The organism is Vibrio sp. LB10LO1, from assembly GCF_010092875.1.
GTDB classification, from domain to species: Bacteria; Pseudomonadota; Gammaproteobacteria; order Enterobacterales; family Vibrionaceae; genus Vibrio; species Vibrio campbellii.
Genome location: NZ_JAADJW010000019.1, coordinates 81691 through 100607 on the forward strand (window position 1 = coordinate 81691; position 18917 = coordinate 100607).

The following is an 18917-nucleotide window of genomic DNA, read 5'->3' on the forward strand; positions in this document are numbered from 1 at the left end:
TCTTGTAACCTCGATTACAAAAAAGGCTTGCATGATGCAAGCCTTTCTATTTTTAGCGCTAGCCGTTAATCGTAGAAGTTACGACCTTCGCCAGCTCGAGTTAACAAACCATCACACGGTGCGTAACGATCACCGTATTTCGATGCAAACTCGTTCATTTTCTCAACCAGTTCTTTCAAACCGAATTGATCCATGTAACGGAATGGACCGCCTAAGAATGGTGGGAAGCCTATACCAAAGATCGCACCGATATCACCATCGCGTGGAGAACGGATAATACCGTCATCTAAACAGCGAACCGCCTCGTTTAGCATTGGTAGCACACAACGCAGTGCAATGTCATTGTCGCTTAGCTTGGATTCTGGTGTCAGGTTCAATAGCTTATAAACTGACTTATCGACCTCTTTCTTCTTACCTTTGTAGGTATAGAAGCCTTTACCAGTCTTACGACCTTTGCGGCCATCGTTCAGTAGTGTGTCGAATACGTCTGGACCTTTGAATCGCTCGCCCAATTCGTTAACCAAGATCGGCATGATCTTAGCACCAATATCAACACCAACTTCATCCAATAAAGTAATTGGACCCACTGGGAAACCGAAGTCAAGCAGAGCACCATCAAGTTGTTCGATCGGCTCATTTGCTAGCAAGATGTGTGCAGCTTCGTTCATGTAAGGCGCAAGAATGCGGTTTACATAGAAGCCTGCTTTATCTTTCACGACGATTGGTGTCTTGCCTTGCTTCTTCGCTAGTGCAACAACGGTAGAAATGGTCGCTTCTGACGTAGTTTCATGAGGAATCACTTCCACCAGTGGCATTTTCTCCACGGGGCTGAAGTAATGCAGACCAACGATTTTTTCTGGACGCTCTGCTTTTTCTGCAATTTTGTGAATTGGCAGCGAAGACGTGTTGGTCGCAAAGATGGTCTCTGGTTTTGCGTTCGCTTCAATATCTGCAACCATCGTCTGTTTAAGGTCAAGATCTTCAAACACCGCTTCAATAACCACATCAATATGATTGAAGCTTGTGAAGTCAATGCCACCAGACAGTTGCAGCATATTCGATTGCAGGCCCGCTTTAGAGATAATACGGCGCTTACGCTGCTTTTCGAACAACTTGTAGTTGTAGTTCAACGCGTTAAGCACGCCATCATTGCTGACGTCTTTAATACGTACTGGCACTTTCGCCTTCGCAACAGAAACATGGCTGATGCCCGCCCCCATTAAACCGCCACCCAACACGCCAACTTTATTGACTGTAGCTGGGTCTGCTTCTGCACCGTTTTCTTTCTTCATTTCAGTGGTGGCAAAGAAGATAGAGCGCAATGCTTTAGATTCCGAGCTCATCACCAGTTCGCCAAAGCGCTTCGCTTCAAGCTCTTGACCTTGCGCAAATCCCTTTTCAAGGCCATGCTGGATCACTTCTAAAATAGCAACCGTTGCTGGGTAGTTACCACGGGTCTTTTCATTGGTTTTCTTCGCGGCTTGCTCAAACACAAACTTACGACCTAAACCGCTGCCCGACATCAACTTCTCTTTTGTCGATTGCTTTTGTTTACCTTTCTTCTTGCCTTTTTCGAGATGCATCTTCGCGACATCGAGTAAGACAGTCTCTGGCACACATGCGTCAACCACACCCAACTTTTTCGCTTTCTTTGCACGCAGTTGTTTACCTGTAAGGATTAAATCCAACGAAGGTAATAGACCAATCAAACGCGGAAGACGTTGAGTACCACCAGAACCAGGCAACAAACCAAGTTGCACTTCAGGCAAACCAAGACGCGTTTTATCGGAATCAGTACACACACGGTAGTCACACGCAAGAGCAAGCTCTAAGCCGCCACCTAGACATGGACCGTGAATCGCAGCGACAACCGGATAAGGCAGATCAGATAGCTGTTGGAACAAGTCTTGGCCTTGCTTAGCCAATGCTTCCGCTTCACTCGCCGTTGTGCACGCTTCAAGCATACGAACGTCAGCGCCCGCAACAAAGTTATCTGGTTTTAGGGAGTGAATAATCATCCCTTTCACGCCGCTGGTGTCTTTCAGTTGAGCGAAAATTTCTTTCATCTCATCTGCAAACGCCGCTTGCAGCGTGTTCATTTTCTCGTTTGGCACATCGATGGCTAGCCAAGCAATGTTCTGCTCATCAATCTTTAGACTAAATGCTTTTTGCTCGCTCATTACTCAACCTCCAAAATCATTGCTGCACCAAGGCCACCTGCGGCACACGCTGTATTCAACGCGAGACCACCACCACGACGTTTAAGCTCACGCAGTGTTTGCGTCATCATACGAGCGCCAGTTGCGGCAAATGGGTGACCGTAGGCAATGGAACCACCAAGGACGTTGAACTTATCCATGTCGATTTCACCTATCGCTTTCGAACGACCTAGGTTTTCTTGGGCAAATTTATCAGAAGCAAACATCTTCACGTTCGCAAGAGCTTGCGCAGCAAACGCTTCGTGCATATCGATAAGCGTCAGGTCTGAAAGCTCGAGACCAGTGTTCTCCAACACTTTTGCCGTCGCGTATGTTGGTCCCATTAGCATGTCCATTTCCACGCCAATCGCAGAAAACGCATAACCGCGGATGTAACCAAGGATTTCCATACCAAGCTCTTTCGCTTTGCCTTCACGCATTAACATCACGGCAGCACCACCATCGGTTAATGGCGTACTGTTCGCGGCTGTTACGCTGCCGTATTGACGGTCGAAAGCCGGACGCAGTTTTGCGTAGCCTTCTAATGTCGAATCATGACGAATGTTGTTATCTTCAGAGATCCACTTTTTGTAAGGTTCTGGGAAAGCGGTCATCACCTCGTCTTGGATCTTTCCGTCTTTCCAAGCTTGTGAAGCTAAAGAATGAGAGCGGTGCGCCAAAGCATCTTGCTCTGCACGAGTAATGCCGTGTGACTTCGCCATTTGCTCAGCAGTTTGACCCATTGAAAGACCCGTCGAGTACTCAGCTACCGCTGGCGGCACTGGCATTAAATCTTTGAAGCTGAGTTTTTTAAGAATGTTGAGCTTTTGACCCAGCGTTTTGGTTTTGCTTAGCGCAAGCAAGTTAGCGGCAAGTTTCTTCGAAACACCAATTGGCAGAACAGATGAAGAATCCGCACCACCCGCGATACCAACATCAATGCTGCCCGCCATAATGCTCTCTGCGACGTTGACTGCAGCTTGGAAACTGGTCGCACACGCACGAGTTACGCTGTAGGCATCAGTATGGATGTGCATTCCTGTGCCAAGTACGATTTCACGCGCAATGTTTGGCGCTTCTGGCATTTGAACTACTTGTCCAAATACCACTTGTTCGATGAGTTTCGGGTCGATGTCTGTACGAGCAAGCATTTCACTCACTACCATTTTGCCTAAATCGACCGCCGGCACCTGGCTGAACTCAGTGCTTTGACGAGCAAAGGGGGTTCGTAGCCCTGCGACAATAGCAACACGTTCACCGTGGCGTGTTTTCACTTCCTGCTTGCCCATTGTTTCTCCTTAAATACAAGAGGTCTGACCTGATGCATTGTAATCAGTTTGTTAAATTTATCAAACATGCGTTTAAATAAACGTGAAGCGAGTAGATCTATTGCTCTAGTTCATTGATTATTCGGCGATTAAGAATGATTAACTATAGTGAGTAAAAATGAGGAGAAGTGTGCGGGAGGTAAAATTGAAGCAAAAAAAAACCACACAAAACTGTGTGGTCGGAATATCTATAAAACAATTAACCTACGCCAATTGTAAAATTAATCAGTTTCCTGATTAGGAGAAAGTAAAGTCAGCCTTCAAAAGGAAGTGTCATCTTGCTCAACATGTTAGTCGTCAATGACTAACTAGATGACAAGATGTACTATAGCCCCTTCACTGCACGAGATTTTGAAATAGATCAATTTTATGGCGATTTTACGAATTCCAACCGTATCAAAGTTCGAATAACTTCAAATCGCCTAACAATAAGTGTAGGAAAACACCTGAATAAAAAGATATAGAACAAATTATCATCACTTCAAATAAGTGTTTGATCGTAGAAGATGTATATTGTGCTGCTGCTAAACTACATGGTGTGTACTCAGAACAACCATAAATACAAGCGGTACCCATGACCTCACAGAGCAAGACGGAGGCTCCTGTGGCAATATTTAAAATGTTTGGAAAGAAAAATTCCAACAGTCCGGTCAACTCTGATATGGACAGACAAAGAAAATACGAAGCTCTTGTACGGGGCTATCACAGAGATTTGTATCGCTACGCTTACTGGTTATGCAAAGACAAGGCAATTGCAGAAGATTTGGTTCAAGAGACCTGTCTGCGCGCATGGAAGTCACTGGATAGTCTTCAAGATGAAAAGGCCGCGAAATCTTGGCTTATTACTATATTAAGACGAGAAAACGCACGCCGCTTTGAACGTAAACAATTTGATTTGGTTGATATCGATGACTATGGCAATGATGCTAAAGTCAGCGATGACCCACATCATCAACAGGAATGGCTTCAAGCTCAAATCATGAAGCTTGATGTTGAATACCGTGAGCCTTTGTTTCTTCAAGTTGTAGGCGGTTTCAGTGGAGAAGAAATCGGCAGCATTCTTGATCTAAATAAGAACACAGTAATGACACGCCTATTCCGTGCACGTAATCAATTAAAAGAGATGTTGGATTCTCAAGATACTCAGAGAGGACAAAAAAATGGATGATTTAGAATTTCGTCGTCGTATTTTGTCGGATCCAAAACAGAAGGATGAAGAGATTCTGCAAGCTTTAGCTGAGAGCGACGCTAACAGTAAGTTTGCTGATGATGTTTTGGATCTCGACCTTAAGATTAAGCAAGCCATGAATGTGGATGTGCCTGAAGATCTTGCTGATAAAATTCTGTTTAACCAGACATCGAGTGCGCTAGATGACGAGAAAGTCGTACGACCGAACTTTGCTCGCAAAGCGATGGCGTTAGCAGCATCAGTTGCATTTACTGCGGGTCTACTCGTAGGTCAAATTAACTGGGGTAACGTTATTGTTTCTCCAGCGCAAGCAAGCCTCGCAGACACCGCAATGAAACACGTCGTGGCGGAAGAGCCGTTCGTTCGCAACATCGATGAAGATGTTTCGAATAAGCAAGTCAATGCGAAAATGATGCCTTTCCACTATCAGCTAAACGGTGATTTCCCATATCACGTCTACTACCTAAACCATTGTGGTTTTGGTGAGTCGAATAATGCGCTTCATATCGTCTTCCAAGGCAAAGAAGGCAAAGTCACCATGTTTGTGACTGATGTGAAGAGCGACCAGAAAGTAGACTTTGATAAAGATGGTATGAGTGGTGTAGTGAAACCGGTGGGCAAAGCCAGCATGATTCTTGTTGGTAGCAACGGCGAAGATATCGATGCTATCGCAGCGAAATTAGCGCCAATGATGGAGCCAATGTAGTAACTTCATCGAAAGCACGCAACTGCACAGTAAAAAGCCGCTAAATTTCGAAATTTAGCGGCTTTTTGTTTATGTATAAAACAAAAACCATTCACACCAATTATTTACTTTAGAGTCAAAACTCTAAATTATGCACTTTAGGTGCAATTTCCCGACATTTAGACATCATTTCTGCAATTTTTATTCAAATTTATCCAATGGTCGGATTTGTATGGTCCACTCTTAATACTACTATCTGCGCCACTGAGCAAAAGCTCAACTTATCGTCCAAAGAGACGAAACCCATAAGGAATAAAAAATGACTCAGAATACGCGTCTGTTTAAAAAGACTCTCCTAGCAGTGACGGTTGCAATGGCATCAGGTCAAGCAATGGCAGCTGGTTTCCAGCTAAACGCACAATCAGCGACTGGTATCGGTCGTGCATTCGCAGGTGATGCGGTAATTGCAGATAACGCATCTGTAATGGCTCGTAACCCAGCAGCAATGGCTCTATTTGACAAAATGGAACTGTCGCTAGGTTTTGAAACGATCACTACTGATATCTCGGCAAAAAACGTAAATTACAAAGCTCTTGGTGGCCTAGTATCGGATAGTACCGACTATGACGATATCGGCAGTACGTCTGTAGCACCGAACATTCACCTTATCGTGCCAGTAAACGACAAGTTTGCATGGGGCGTAAACGCATACTCTAACTTCGGTACAAAAACAGAATTCAGCAACGACCTAACATGGTCTGAGTTTGGTGGCTTGACTGACGTGAAAAGCGTAAACCTTGGCGTTGCAGGTTCTTACCGCCTGAATGACCAATGGAGCTTTGGTGCAGGTATCGACCTTATCTACGGTACGGGTAAACTAGAACGTAAACTTGGCTTTACTGTTCCAGGTCTAAACCCTATCCCTAAAGGCACAACGCTTCTAGACGCTGATGCAGCAGGTTTTGGCGTTGGCTTTAACGTTGGTACCGTATTCGAGCTAGATGAAAATAACCGTTTCGGTTTCTCTTACCGTTACAGTCCAGAAATCGAAGCTGAAGGCGATATCACTTATGCACCAGCAGGCGCTAAAGACTCTGATGGTAAGTTGAAGCTACCTCTTCCAGATATGGCGGAGTTCTCTGGTTACCACAAAATTCAAGATACTAAGTTCGCAGTACACTACAGCGTTCAATGGATCGGTTGGAGCGCATTCGATACTCTAGACGGCACTGTGAACGGTGGTGACTACACATTTAACGAATACAAGTGGCAAGACGGCTGGCACTACGCTATCGGTGGCACCTACTACATGAACTCTGACTGGACACTACGCACTGGTTACATGTACGACACAAGTGCTCAAGACCAGAAGACATCAGTGTCTGTTCCTGACTCAGATCGCCAATGGTTCTCAGCAGGTGCAACTTACCACATTGATAACGCATCAAACGTTGATATCGGCTTTACATACCTACTGGGTGACGACGTTAAAGTTAACGAGACTTCTAGCCTAGGTAGCACAATCGAAGCAACGACTCGTGCAGACGCGATCCTATTCGGCTTACAGTACAGCCGCAGCTTCTAAGCATTACGCGACAAGCTAATATAAACACTCTCTATATAAAAGGCTGGAATTCCAGCCTTTTTTCTTATCTATTGCTTTCCATTCACCAAGATTGGGCGTACACGTGTAATCAAAAGCCATAATTATGACTCACAGGTGTTCGCTGAAAAATTTTCACACAGCCATTACAGTTAGATAGATCATCTACATACCTACAAATTAGCAGAGCATCAAACTAAAAACACTGTTTTATTGGCTTTTCATTTTTAAAGTAATAACTCTAGTCGTAAAATTTCGCCCCACGTTATAAATAACTCAGCGAACATTACAATGAAAACCAACAAGACTCTCCTTTCGGCAGCAGTGGCATTTGGCCTACTAAGCACTTCAAGCGTTGCAAACGCAGCAGGTTTCCAACTTGCGGAATACTCTGCAACGGGCTTAGGTCGTGCATACGCTGGTGAAGCAGCAATGGCTGATAACGCAAGCGCACAATGGCGTAACCCAGCAATGCTAACTTACCTAGAAGGCACACAAGTGTCTGTTGGTGCTATCTATGTTGATCCTAATATTGATATTGATGGTGAAATAACAACCCCATCACTCACTGGTGATAATCGTGGTGCCACTTCAGCGAAAGACATTGCGCATAGTGCTGTTGTTCCCAATTTTTACCTGTCACACATGTACAACGATCAATGGGCTGTTGGCTTCGCTCTTGGCACAAACTATGGCATGGAAACAGAACTAGAAAGCACTTTTAATGCGACTCACTTCGGTGATGAAGCTAAAGTGATGACAGTTGAAGCACTTACTAGCCTAGCATATAAGATTAACGAGCAATTTAGTGTTGGTGCAGGTGTTCGTTACGTCACTGGTGAGGGGCATTTTGGAGCAAGCAACAAAAAGCTTGGCACTCTAAAATATATGGAAGGTGATGACAGCTCTTGGGGCTATCAAATTGGTGCAGCATGGCAAATTAACGATACTAACCGAGTTGGTTTTGCCTACAAGTCTGAAGTGACAATGGATTTTGATGGCTACGCAACAGGCTATGGATTCAACGATAAAAATCCTTCAGCAAAGAAAGATGGTAGTCTAGAAATTATTCTTCCAGCTACTGCTGAAATCGCATCATACAGCCAAATTACAGAACAACTTGGTGTACATGCAAGTGTTAACTGGACAGATTGGAGCACATTTAAAGAGCTAAAAGCTAACTTTAAAGACGGCACATCAGACGTAATCAAAACTGAAAATTGGAAAGACAACTACCGTTTCGCAATCGGTACTACATACCAATGGGATCAAAAATTAACACTTCGCTCCGGTGTTGCGTATGATACGGCCGCAGTGGATGACAAATACCGTACTACAACAATTCCAGAGACAGATCGTACTTGGTTAAGCGTTGGTGCATCTTACGAATTTACTAAGAACCTAACTTTAGATGGTGGCTTTACTTATATTCTAGCTAAAGATGCGCCTATTAAAGAACCTAGAGACCAATCAGATAAACTATCTTCTCTGATTGGTGGCGAATTCCAAGGTGAGATTTCGGGTGACATCTGGCTAATCGGTGTTCAAGCGAACTACACGTTCTAATCTGAACGCGAATTATCGATAAAAGAAAGTTAACGATAAAAAGAAAGTTAACGATAAAAAGAAAGGCTTGGTGAAAACCAAGCCTTTTTATTTTGCTATTTGCTGAAGCGATTAGAAGTCTTCTTCTAAGTACTCATCCAAGTATGCTTCTTCGTCTTCATCCACTTCATCAACATTGTTGATTTCCGCTTTAAAGTCTTGGCGCTGTAGGTAAACATCACGCGTTAACACGTAAGGATCTGGCGATGCATCGAGCTGTGCTTCTTGTGGCACCAATAGCGCACGTTTCTCCATACCCTCTAGTGCCCACTTACCAAGACCAGCCCAGAAGTTAAGGTAAGACAAGGGTACATACATACCATCAACGGTATCTGTCACTTCACGTAGTGTATATGGACCATAACCAGGGATCATAAAGTAAGGCCCGTTACCAACGCCATAGTGCCCCACTACGCTGCTAAACTCTTTGTTATCGTATTTCGTGATACCTGCAGCCGTCGCAATATCAAACAAACCGAAAACACCGAACGTCGAGTTAATCCAAAAGCGGTTAAAGTGATCGACAGCTTTAGTGCCATTACCCATTACAAGGTTGTTTACCACACTCGCTGGTTCATCTAAGTTCGCTAAGAAGTTAGCAATACCAGAACGAATCGGTACTGGTGTGTAATCAACATACGCAAGAGAGATTGGACGAACCAAATACGGGTCTAGATAGTCGTAGTTGATGTCCCACATAGCGCGGTTGAAGCCTTCTAATGGGTCATAAACATCAGAAGTTGCTTGATTCGTTTCGTTTTCTTCAGTCACTGCCTCTTCGGGAGCACTTGAACAGCCAACCAGTCCAACTGCAAACAGCAACAAGAAGATGGATTTACCCTTGTTATACATTCTTCGTTCCATAACGACTATTAATATACCTAAGCAACCTGTGTTGTCGCTCTTTAGCGCCGAAACAAAAGTCACTTGGGTATATAAATAAAGGCCAGCGATTGCTGGCCTTTGTATATTCTACTCGATAGTTGCAAGTCATACCACAAAACCGATGTGGCGCTCACTGAGTGTCAACTATCAGAGACAATGATGTCTATTGATACTGTTTATCAATCATTACTTCAACTGGCTGACCGAAATCTACCACAGCGCTCTCACCGTGCCAATCTTGGTCACGAGTCGCTACGTTACCATCAGAGTCTACGCGGACACGGACTATCAGCTTATCCAGTGAAGAAAGCTTTTGGCCATCCATCATCGCATTACCATCATCCAGTACGACTGTGCGAGGGAATGTGCCTAATGGGTAACGAGCCGCCGCAACTGGCATTGGAGAACCATCTGCACGATGAACTGAAACGATCAACACTGCGTTTGGATCCAACTGAGCTTCAGGAGCAACATTAATGGTCACTGCCACACTCTTGTCTGGAGAAACCGCTTCGCCCATTTGCTTGCGCGCGCTCTCGATACTGCGGCCTAACATTTCGTAGCGGCTGTCTTCAGGACCGATCATTTGCTGCATGATGCCCCAGTATTTAATGGCCGCAGGGAAGTCTTGACGCTCGAATGCATCAAACGCTAGAAGCGAGAATACACGTAGATCAACGTAATCCTGCTGCATCAGTTTTCCAAGTAGAGAACGAGCCGTCGCTTGATCCATCTCGTCTTGAGAAAGCATCAATGCTTGCGCATAGCCTAGTTGTACATCAGGGTCTTTTGGCTCTAGCTTGTACGCTTTTTCCATCGCATCAATAGAAGTCGTCACGTCACGGTTAGCCAAAGCAATACGACCTAGTAGCAACCAACCGGTTGAATCTTCAGGCTGGTAATGCAGACGAGTACGCAGTGCTAAAGACAGATCGGCCATTTCGTCTTCACTTAACGGCTCAGATGCAGCAGACATTAGCTTCTTAGAAAGCTCAGGAAGGTTAGCGTTAACTTCTTGCCACTTGATCACATCTTGAGATGCACCAAACTTGTAGTACAAGCCGTAACTCAAGACTACTGTCAGAATGACCGATGGGATTAATACAGCAATAGGAGAAACCTTGGTTTCTTTTTGAGCTTTACCACCCGGGATATCGTCAAGTAGAGACTGCTTTAGATCCGAAATCAGATCGTCTTCGCTTTCCACCAGACCTTCATCTGTTTCTTCAGCAAGCTCAGATAGACGGTCTTTATAGAACGCCTTGTTGAGCTCATCACGTAACACTTCATCGTTGTTGGCTTTTTGCTTTAGCAATGGCAATGCAATCAGTGCACACGCTACTAGCGTAAGAACAACGGTTGAAACCCAAAATAGTGTCATTACTTCTTATCTCCGTTGTTCTCTTCATCAAGTAATGATTTGAGACGCGCTTCTTTCTCTTCGTCCCATTGCTCATTGCTTGCCTGAACTGCTTTTGCTTTAGATTTGCGGCTACGTAGCACGATCAAACCAAAACCGCCTAATACCACTGCAAGCGGACCTAGCCAAAGAATTGCAGTCGCAAAAGTAAACGGAGGATTGTAAGTTACGAAGTTACCGTAACGAGCAATCATATAGTCGACGATCTCATCTTTCGACTTACCTTCTTTGGTCATTTCGTACACCTTGTGGCGTAGGTCCTGAGCCAGTTCCGCATTCGAATCTGAGATAGTGTTGTTCTGACATTTTGGACAACGCAGAGTATGGCCTAGCTCTTTGAACTGCTGCTCTTGCTCTAGGTTATCAAACTCATACACTTCAATCGCTGCGTGGGCAGCAAGAGAGAATGTCATTGCAGCCAATGCCGCTAAGATAAACTTTCTCATTGCTTCGCCTCCTCAACCAACTTGGTGTAAAGCGGCTCTAGTTTTTCCGCCCAGTTGCGAGGGTTTACATCACCAACATGGCGGTAACGAATCACACCGTTAGCATCGATGATAAATGTCTCTGGAGCACCATATACGCCAAGGTCTAGACCTAGCATGCCGCTGCCATCAAACAGGCTGATTAGGTATGGGTTACCTAGGTCGTTAAGCCAGCCCACAGCTTTGTTGCGATCATCTTTGTAGTTCATACCGATGATCTTCACACCTTTACCAGCAAGCTCGTTTAGGTATTTATGCTCTGCGTAACACGTTGGACACCAAGTCGCCCAAACGTTAAGTAGCAAAGGCTCACCTTTAAAGATCGATTGATCGTATTGCTTACCTGGCTCCGCCAAATCTTCTAAGTGAAACTCAGGCACTGGCTTGCCTACCAGTACCGATTCCAATTTTGTTGGATCATCACCCTCTTGGTTACGAACCAACTGAGTTGCGAAGATACCCGCCAATACCATGAACGCCACCAACGGGATAAATAAGACCTTCTTATTCATTTATTATGCCTCCTTCTCCGCTAGCTTTGACTTTTCGTCTTTCTTAGCCGTTTTGCGGAAGCGGTAGCGTCTATCAGAGATAGCCAGTGCACCACCCAAAGACATGATCAATGAACCAGCCCAGATCCAACGAACGAATGGTTTGTAGTAAATACGTACTGCCCAAGAACGGTTGTCGTCTAGACGCTCACCCATTGCGATATAGAGGTCACGAGTGATGCCGCGGTCGATGGCCGCTTCTGTCATCATTGACTTAGCCGTGCGGTAGAAACGTTTTTCAGCGTGCAGCGTGTTCACGTATTTACCATCATTGGTGATTTCGAAGTCCGCGATGTAACCATCGTAGTTTGGACCGTCTTTGTCACGTAGGCCTGAGAAGTAGAAGTCGTAACCGTAAATCTTGAAGTGCTCACCTGGTGCTAAGCGTACATCACGTTCGATGCTGTAGTTTTGCACCATCGCAATACCAATCACGGTAACCGCAAGACCGATGTGACCTAGCATCATTGCCCAGTGGCTACGTTGAAGTTTACGAACACCTTCGCCGAAACTGTGACGGTGCGTAGCACGCTCGTACAACTCAAAGCCATGCATTGCAATGATCCAGATTGCCATCACCCAACCGATGTAGGCCATCACTGAGAAGAAGTCAGCGAATAGGAACACGCATACTGCAGCCAATGCGAAAGCAAGCACACCAGAAACAATCATTGGCTTAACAAGCTTAGATAGATTGTCGCGCTTCCAGCGAATCATAGGACCAATACCTAATAGGAAGGCAAACGGCATCATTAGCCATGCGAACAGCATGTCGAAGAATGGTGCACCGATAGATACTGAACCAAGACCAATTTGTTTGTGAACCAATGGCAACAAGGTACCAACCAATACTACGACTAGCGCAGCAATCAGAAGGACGTTGTTAGCAAGCAGCGCGTTCTCACGCGACACCAAATCGAAATTACCACGTACGCGAACCGCTGCCCCTTTCACTGCGAATAGCAGGAGTGAGCCGCCGATAACGAAGACTAGGAAACCAAGGATAAACATACCGCGTGATGGATCTGACGCGAACGCGTGAACCGATACCAAGATACCGGAACGAACCAAGAAGGTGCCTAGCAAACTTAATGAGAATGCCGAGATCGCCAGTAGCACTGTCCACGCTTTGAACGTACCGCGTTTTTCGGTCACCGCTAGGGAGTGCATCAATGCTGTACCCGCTAGCCAAGGCATGAATGATGCGTTTTCTACTGGATCCCAGAACCACCAGCCACCCCAGCCAAGTTCGTAGTAAGCCCACCAAGAACCTAGTGCGATACCTAGTGTCAGGAATACCCAAGCTGCCGTTGTCCAAGGACGAGACCAACGAGCCCAAGCCGTATCAAGACGACCTGTCATCAAAGACGCAATTGCAAACGAGAACGCTACCGAAAAACCTACGTAGCCCATGTAAAGCATCGGTGGGTGAACGATCAAACCCGGGTCTTGAAGAAGTGGGTTCAAGTCACGGCCATCGACCGGGAAGAATGGCAACGTACGTAGGAATGGGTTAGACGTCAGGATGATAAACAGCAGGAAGCCCACCGAGATCATACCCATTACTGCAAGTACACGAGCAACCGATTCTTGTGGCATGCCACGGCTGAAAGTAGCAACTGCCACTGTCCACGCAGCTTGGATAAGTACCCACAGCAACAATGAACCTTCGTGCGCGCCCCAAACAGCAGTCAGACGGTAGTACCAAGGCAGTTGGCTGTTTGAGTTACTTGCTACATATTGCAGAGTAAAGTCGTTGGTATAGAAACCCCAACATAGAATAATGAAAGAGAAAAACAGCATGATGAACATCGACCACGAAAGCGGTCGTGCTGTATTCATCAGCATGGTGTTGTTATTTGATGCACCCCATAGCGGCAATACGCTGAGCAATAATGCCATTGCTAGCGAGAGTATGAGGGCAAAGTGACCGATTTCAGCAATCATTGGCCGCTTCCTTGTTTCTGTTCAGTTGTGTACTGCAGAGGCTCATGAGTCTTCTTCATTGCTTCTGCAATCTCAGGTGGCATGTATTCTTCGTCGTGTTTTGCCAACACTTCAAAAGCTTTTACGGTCGTCGCGTCTTCAAGAACACCTTGCGCAACGATACCTTGACCTTCACGGAACAAGTCAGGAAGGATACCTTCATAAACGATGGTTACTTTAGGGCCCACATCGTGCAGATCAAAGCTTACTTTTAATGATTCAGGGTCACGGCGAACCGAACCTTCAACTACCATGCCACCGATACGCAGGCGTTGGCCTACTTCAGGTTTAGTACCGTCTGGCTTACCGTTTACCAATTCCGTCGGCGTGTAGAATAGATCCATGTTTTGGTTCAGTGCATATAGCATTAAACCGATGGTTGCACTAATACCGATAAAGATTGCTAAAACAATGCCTAGCCTCTTTTTACGTCTCGGGTTCATAACGTGTTCTCCATATTCTTCGCCGCGTCGATACGCGCTTGACGATCAATTTTCGCTTTCACCTCTTTCAACAATGCATCCCCACGACGGATGCTCGAAATCAGAAGAATAAGCATAGATAAGAAGGTGATACCAAACGCGCTCCATACGTATCCTGCGTAGCCACCCATGGCAAATAGTTCGCTCAGAGAATCAAAAAGCATAATCAATTACCTCACTGAGTTTTTTCAGTTGCGAGTTTGCGCACCCAAGGGCGGTGACTCTCTTTGCTGATAATTTCGTTACGGAAACGCACCATCGTGACTGCGCCAAAGAAGAACGCAAAACCAAAGATGTTTAGCAGTAGAGGCCAAAGCATATCGGATGAGATGGATGGTTTTTCAAATTTAGTGATAGTCGCGCCTTGGTGAAGCGTGTTCCACCATTCTACTGAAAAGTGGATTATCGGAAGGTTAACAACACCAACGATAGCTAAAATACCTGCCGCTTTCGCCGCTGTTTTTTGGTCGTCAAACGCGTGGTACAACGCAATAACACCAAGGTACAAGAATAGAAGAATTAATTCTGAAGTCAGACGTGCATCCCATACCCACCAAGTGCCCCACATAGGTTTACCCCAAACGGCACCCGTTAATAGAGCGATAAAGGTAAATACTGCACCGATTGGCGCCATCGCCAATGCTGCCATATCTGACAGGCGTACTTGCCAAACCAAGCCGATAAATGCGGCAATGGCCATCGACATGTAAACACCCATCGACCAGATAGCCGAAGGTACATGGATATAGATGATTCGGAAACTGTCGCCTTGTTGATAGTCAGAAGGCGCAAATGCAAGGCCCCAGACAGTACCAACCGTTAGGCATACGAGAGCCAATACAGAAAACCAAGGTAGGAACTTACCACTCAGGTGATAAGCTGTTTCAGGCTTGGCATAAGGATGTAGCCATTTCCACATGTTAAGTTCTCACTCTTACTTCAGGGACACTGTCCATTGGGCCGAGACCGTAGCAGTGCTTTAATAATAATTCTTTGATCAAACGTCGCTTAAATCGTATTTATTGAGTTAGTTAACACTAACTCGCAATGCTGCGCTTATGGCGAATGGCGTGAGGGTCATCGCCCCCATCAGCATTGCGCCTAAAATTGCCAGTTGTCCGTTATACGACATACCTAATGCCGCAGCATCAATCGCGGACGTAGCGAAAATCAGAATCGGGATGTAGAGCGGAAGAATGAGCAAACTCAAAAGAACGCCGCCTTTTTGCAACCCAACCGTCAGTGCCACGCCAATGGCACCGATAAAACTCAGCGTCGGGGTACCGATAGCAAGTGTCAGCACTACAGACAACCAAGTATTGAAATCAAGAGAAAGCAGAATCGCCAACAATGGACTGATCAAAATCAGAGGCAATCCCGTCAGCAACCAGTGAGCTATGACCTTTGAAATCACAACAAGTTGCAATGGAATTGGCATTAGCATCATTTGTTCAAGTGCGCCGTCTTGATAATCATCACGGAATAAACGCTCTAATGATAATAAGGCAGACAGCAGCGCAGCAACCCAAACAATGCCAGCTGCAATACGTGCTAACAAATTAGGCTCGGGACCGATGCTGAGAGGAAAAAGTGTGATCACGATGATGAAGAACCACAACGGGTTCAAGATGTCCGCTTGACGGCGAAATGCGATCAGAAGCTCACGGCGGATAATGGTTGTCATGGCCGAAATCATATCAATCACCCAGTTTTATTTTTCTAAGTTTCGGGCTGTCTGCAAACATATCTTGGTGTGTGGTAAGTACAACAATGCCGCCATTATCTGCATGACTGGCAAACAATGACTCCAACACTTTGACACCTTGTTTGTCGATGGCAGTAAGAGGTTCGTCCAGAATCCACAAGATTTGATTGCTTAACCACAGCCTTGCCAACGCCACGCGACGTTGCTGGCCTGCAGAAAGTTGTGCTACAGGCACATCTTCTCGGCCTGCAAGCCCCACTTGGGCAAGTGCGGCAAAGATTTCTTCTTCAGAGGAGCGATTATTGTGGATAGATTGGTAAAAGCGCAGGTTTTCTAATGCGGTCAGTTCGCGTTTAACGCCAGTTTGATGCCCTAAGAACAGCAAGTCTTGATGGAATACGTCGCGAGATTTCTCAACCTCTTCACCCTTCCATTTGATGATGCCTTCTTCTCTGTCTCCTAACCCTGTCACGATACGCAATAATGTGGTTTTACCTGTACCGTTACGTCCCTCAATCTGGACCAACTCACCAGGCTTGATTTCGAATTGCAGGTTTTCAAACAGAACCCGGTCATCACGGATCGCAGTTAGGTTAGAGACTTCTAACATAGGGCTTCAACTAAAAAATGAACGAGTCGCTATATTAGCACAGCTTAGATATGACAAAACAGGATAAGAAAGCGTTGATGTATGTAAGTTCGTGAGTTTTTGTTAACTTATAGTCACATTTTAATAAAAATAACCATAAGTGATTATAAGTTTTTATTTTAAAAATAAAAAAAGAAGCCGAAGCTTCTTTTTTCAATCTTTATCGACGTCTTCCGCGAGAGGAATATGTCGGGTCATCAGACGGTTGACTGCTTAGCGGTGGGATTTTCTCTTTCCCTGCCAGTTTTTTCTGCAGAGACAACATCAATTCCGCCTCTGCTTTCGGCAATTCACACTCTTCAATCAACTCATTGATGTCAGCACCAAGTTGAACCATTTTTGAAGCGCGGCTGTACAAACGTCCGTCTGTATCAGCGTGTTCAAGTTCACGAATGCGCTCATTAAGATGTTGAATAACATCTTGTTGTTCAGTGACTTTCTGACCTAGGCCAACCACCACTGAACGTACTTCCAACAGTTGTTTATTCAGCTTTTGCACTTCTTTTTCCGCATGACGCGCTTGAGCACGTTGCTGGTCCATCTGCTTTTGCAAACCCGCACGCACGCGCAGCTGAAGCAAAAGCAGCACCAAGAAGACAAACGCTAGACCGCCTACAATAAGCGGTAATGATAGGAAGGTTTCTTCAGCCATGATTCATCAGCCAATTACAGGTGAGCCATCTCATCCCATTCGTCATCAGTTAGCAGCTTGTTCAAATCAACAAGGATAAGCAGCTTACCGTCACGGTTGCTTACACCTTGGATGAACTTCGCACTTTCGTCAGTACCTACAGAAGGTGTTGTATCGATCTCAGAAGAACGTAGGTAAACCACTTCAGCAACGCTGTCTACTAGGATACCGATTACTTGACGCTCAGACTCAATCACGATGATACGCGTGTTGTCTGTTACTTCGCCTTCCATTAGGCCAAAACGTGAGCGTGTATCGATAACCGTTACAACATTGCCACGTAGGTTGATAATACCTAGCACGTAATCTGGCGCACCTGGAACCGGAGCGATTTCTGTGTAGCGAAGAACTTCACGAACTTGCATTACGTTAATGCCGTACGTTTCTTCTTCTAGTTGGAACGTCACCCACTGAAGAACTTCGTCGTTCGATGTATCTTTCTTCACTTCTACTTCAAAAGCTTGAGACATAGTTAATCCTCGTTAATGTCGTTCCCGACCAAAAATCTAATTCAGTGATTTTACATCTAAACCCGCGTTTAGCATGTCTATAAGTGCTTGGACATGAATTAAAGCACACATTTTTTCTTTCACCATGCCCGCTAGCCAAGGGCGTTTGCCCGCTTGTTCACGCCACCGGACTTTGTCGATATTGAGCGTTTCAGTCCCCATCAATTGGTTACTGGCCAGCCCCCACATGCTTTCCCCAAGCATGACGACGTATTGGTAGTTATCTTTGTAGTTGTCGTCGCGAAGCTTATCCGCCATCACCCACTTTGCAGTGTCGACAACATCAAATTGTTGCTCACGACTGGTTTGCAAACCCAAGTACCATGCAGGGCGACCAATCAAGTGGTTCAGCTCTGTGATGCGGTGAATACCCCCTAACTCATCAAGCGGCACCGCAAAAGTCACGCCATTTACATCGAAGTAAAGCACTTGAAAGTCTGCACTCCGCTGGGTGCTTTCCCAAGTATTGGGTAACTTTGCACCCGCTTCGGTTTCCAGTTCTGTTTCTGTCTCAGTGTGCTGTTCAATCTCCACTTCAACATCAACTGTGGGTTCAACCATTTCAATTTCTGGTTGCTCCCAAACTGGCTCAGGTTGTTCAACCTCAACAGTCGGTATCGGCTCTTCGTCGATCACCCACTCTTGAATTTCTTCAACGGTTTCCACCGCTGTTTCGACTTCAATTTCTGGCTCCATTGCTTTTGCTTCAGTCGCAATATCAATGGTGTTTTGTTCCAGAATTTCATCGATATCCAACTCTGCCACCACGTTGGTGGACTCAAGTTGGCTAAGCAATCGCTGAACGTCTTCCAGATTAGGCGCTTCTAATTCTGGCGAGTACGAATCACTGTATTGATACGACTCCGGTTCTGCGTATTGCAGCTGTAATTTTGGCTCTGGCTCTGGCTCTGGCTCTGGCTCTGGCTCTGGCTCTGGCTCTGGCTCT

At 45.5% G+C, this 18917-nt stretch carries 19 protein-coding genes; 4 read left to right on the plus strand and 15 right to left on the minus strand.

The window, feature by feature from the left end; genetic code table 11:
• Positions 1 to 65 precede the first annotated feature (65 nt).
• Both fadJ and fadI read right to left on the minus strand, forming a co-directional pair.
• Complete coding sequence (fadJ, locus tag GXP65_RS15035) at positions 66 to 2180, minus strand: fatty acid oxidation complex subunit alpha FadJ (RefSeq protein WP_162093155.1); 2115 nt, start codon at positions 2178 to 2180, stop codon at positions 66 to 68.
• Positions 2180 to 3487: an acetyl-CoA C-acyltransferase FadI gene (gene fadI / locus GXP65_RS15040; RefSeq protein WP_005433092.1), complete on the minus strand. Its 1308-nt coding sequence runs from the start codon at positions 3485 to 3487 to the stop codon at positions 2180 to 2182. Before fadI ends, fadJ begins: the two co-directional genes overlap by 1 nt.
• Before the next feature lie 613 nt (positions 3488 to 4100).
• On the opposite strand from fadI, the gene GXP65_RS15045 reads away from it, so the two are divergent.
• From GXP65_RS15045 to GXP65_RS15060, 4 genes are all read left to right on the plus strand, one after another.
• Positions 4101 to 4694: a sigma-70 family RNA polymerase sigma factor gene (locus GXP65_RS15045; protein ID WP_077262342.1), complete on the plus strand. Its 594-nt coding sequence runs from the start codon at positions 4101 to 4103 to the stop codon at positions 4692 to 4694.
• Entirely contained in the window at positions 4687 to 5421 is a 735-nt protein-coding gene (locus tag GXP65_RS15050; RefSeq protein ID WP_162093156.1) for a DUF3379 domain-containing protein, read from the plus strand. The genes GXP65_RS15045 and GXP65_RS15050 overlap by 8 nt, the downstream gene beginning before the upstream one ends.
• A 298-nt stretch (positions 5422 to 5719) precedes the next feature.
• Positions 5720 to 6985, plus strand: coding sequence for an outer membrane protein transport protein (locus GXP65_RS15055; protein ID WP_047481236.1), 1266 nt, complete (start codon positions 5720 to 5722; stop codon positions 6983 to 6985).
• Between the two features lie 309 nt (positions 6986 to 7294).
• Positions 7295 to 8569 carry an outer membrane protein transport protein gene (locus GXP65_RS15060; protein WP_162093157.1) on the plus strand — a complete coding sequence of 425 codons (1275 nt, stop codon included), beginning with the start codon at positions 7295 to 7297 and terminating at the stop codon, positions 8567 to 8569.
• Positions 8570 to 8680: 111 nt separating this feature from the next.
• Here the strand turns inward: GXP65_RS15060 and GXP65_RS15065 are convergent, their stop codons facing one another.
• From GXP65_RS15065 to GXP65_RS15125, 13 genes are all read right to left on the minus strand, one after another.
• On the minus strand, positions 8681 to 9460 hold the full coding sequence (locus GXP65_RS15065; RefSeq protein WP_038893057.1) for an MlaA family lipoprotein: 780 nt from the start codon (positions 9458 to 9460) through the stop codon (positions 8681 to 8683).
• Between the two features lie 196 nt (positions 9461 to 9656).
• The gene (gene ccmI, locus GXP65_RS15070; RefSeq protein ID WP_005531137.1) at positions 9657 to 10874 is read right to left on the minus strand and encodes a c-type cytochrome biogenesis protein CcmI; all 1218 of its coding nucleotides are present in this window, start codon (positions 10872 to 10874) and stop codon (positions 9657 to 9659) included.
• A complete protein-coding gene (locus GXP65_RS15075; protein ID WP_005433110.1) occupies positions 10874 to 11359 on the minus strand; it encodes a cytochrome c-type biogenesis protein in 486 nt (161 codons plus the stop codon). Before GXP65_RS15075 ends, ccmI begins: the two co-directional genes overlap by 1 nt.
• Positions 11356 to 11910, minus strand: a complete 555-nt coding sequence (locus tag GXP65_RS15080) for a DsbE family thiol:disulfide interchange protein (protein WP_005433114.1) — start codon at positions 11908 to 11910, stop codon at positions 11356 to 11358. The genes GXP65_RS15075 and GXP65_RS15080 overlap by 4 nt, the downstream gene beginning before the upstream one ends.
• 3 nt (positions 11911 to 11913) lie before the next feature.
• Positions 11914 to 13896, minus strand: coding sequence for a heme lyase CcmF/NrfE family subunit (locus tag GXP65_RS15085; RefSeq protein ID WP_162093158.1), 1983 nt, complete (start codon positions 13894 to 13896; stop codon positions 11914 to 11916).
• Positions 13893 to 14378, minus strand: coding sequence for a cytochrome c maturation protein CcmE (gene ccmE, locus GXP65_RS15090; RefSeq protein ID WP_005433109.1), 486 nt, complete (start codon positions 14376 to 14378; stop codon positions 13893 to 13895). The genes GXP65_RS15085 and ccmE overlap by 4 nt, the downstream gene beginning before the upstream one ends.
• Positions 14375 to 14581, minus strand: coding sequence for a heme exporter protein CcmD (gene ccmD / locus GXP65_RS15095; RefSeq protein WP_162093159.1), 207 nt, complete (start codon positions 14579 to 14581; stop codon positions 14375 to 14377). Before ccmD ends, ccmE begins: the two co-directional genes overlap by 4 nt.
• Positions 14582 to 14592: 11 nt before the next feature.
• The gene (locus GXP65_RS15100) at positions 14593 to 15336 is read right to left on the minus strand and encodes a heme ABC transporter permease (protein WP_005433101.1); all 744 of its coding nucleotides are present in this window, start codon (positions 15334 to 15336) and stop codon (positions 14593 to 14595) included.
• 108 nt (positions 15337 to 15444) lie between these two features.
• The gene (gene ccmB, locus GXP65_RS15105) at positions 15445 to 16113 is read right to left on the minus strand and encodes a heme exporter protein CcmB (RefSeq protein ID WP_005433124.1); all 669 of its coding nucleotides are present in this window, start codon (positions 16111 to 16113) and stop codon (positions 15445 to 15447) included.
• A gap of 1 nt (position 16114) precedes the next feature.
• Positions 16115 to 16732, minus strand: coding sequence for a cytochrome c biogenesis heme-transporting ATPase CcmA (ccmA, locus tag GXP65_RS15110; RefSeq protein WP_005433131.1), 618 nt, complete (start codon positions 16730 to 16732; stop codon positions 16115 to 16117).
• Positions 16733 to 16931: 199 nt separating this feature from the next.
• Positions 16932 to 17423 carry a DUF2802 domain-containing protein gene (locus tag GXP65_RS15115; RefSeq protein ID WP_045400544.1) on the minus strand — a complete coding sequence of 164 codons (492 nt, stop codon included), beginning with the start codon at positions 17421 to 17423 and terminating at the stop codon, positions 16932 to 16934.
• A gap of 14 nt (positions 17424 to 17437) precedes the next feature.
• The gene (locus GXP65_RS15120) at positions 17438 to 17932 is read right to left on the minus strand and encodes a chemotaxis protein CheW (RefSeq protein ID WP_005438733.1); all 495 of its coding nucleotides are present in this window, start codon (positions 17930 to 17932) and stop codon (positions 17438 to 17440) included.
• A gap of 36 nt (positions 17933 to 17968) precedes the next feature.
• Positions 17969 to 18917, minus strand: a 949-nt coding sequence (locus GXP65_RS15125) for a chemotaxis protein CheW (RefSeq protein WP_162093160.1), incomplete at its 5' end; no start/stop codon positions are given.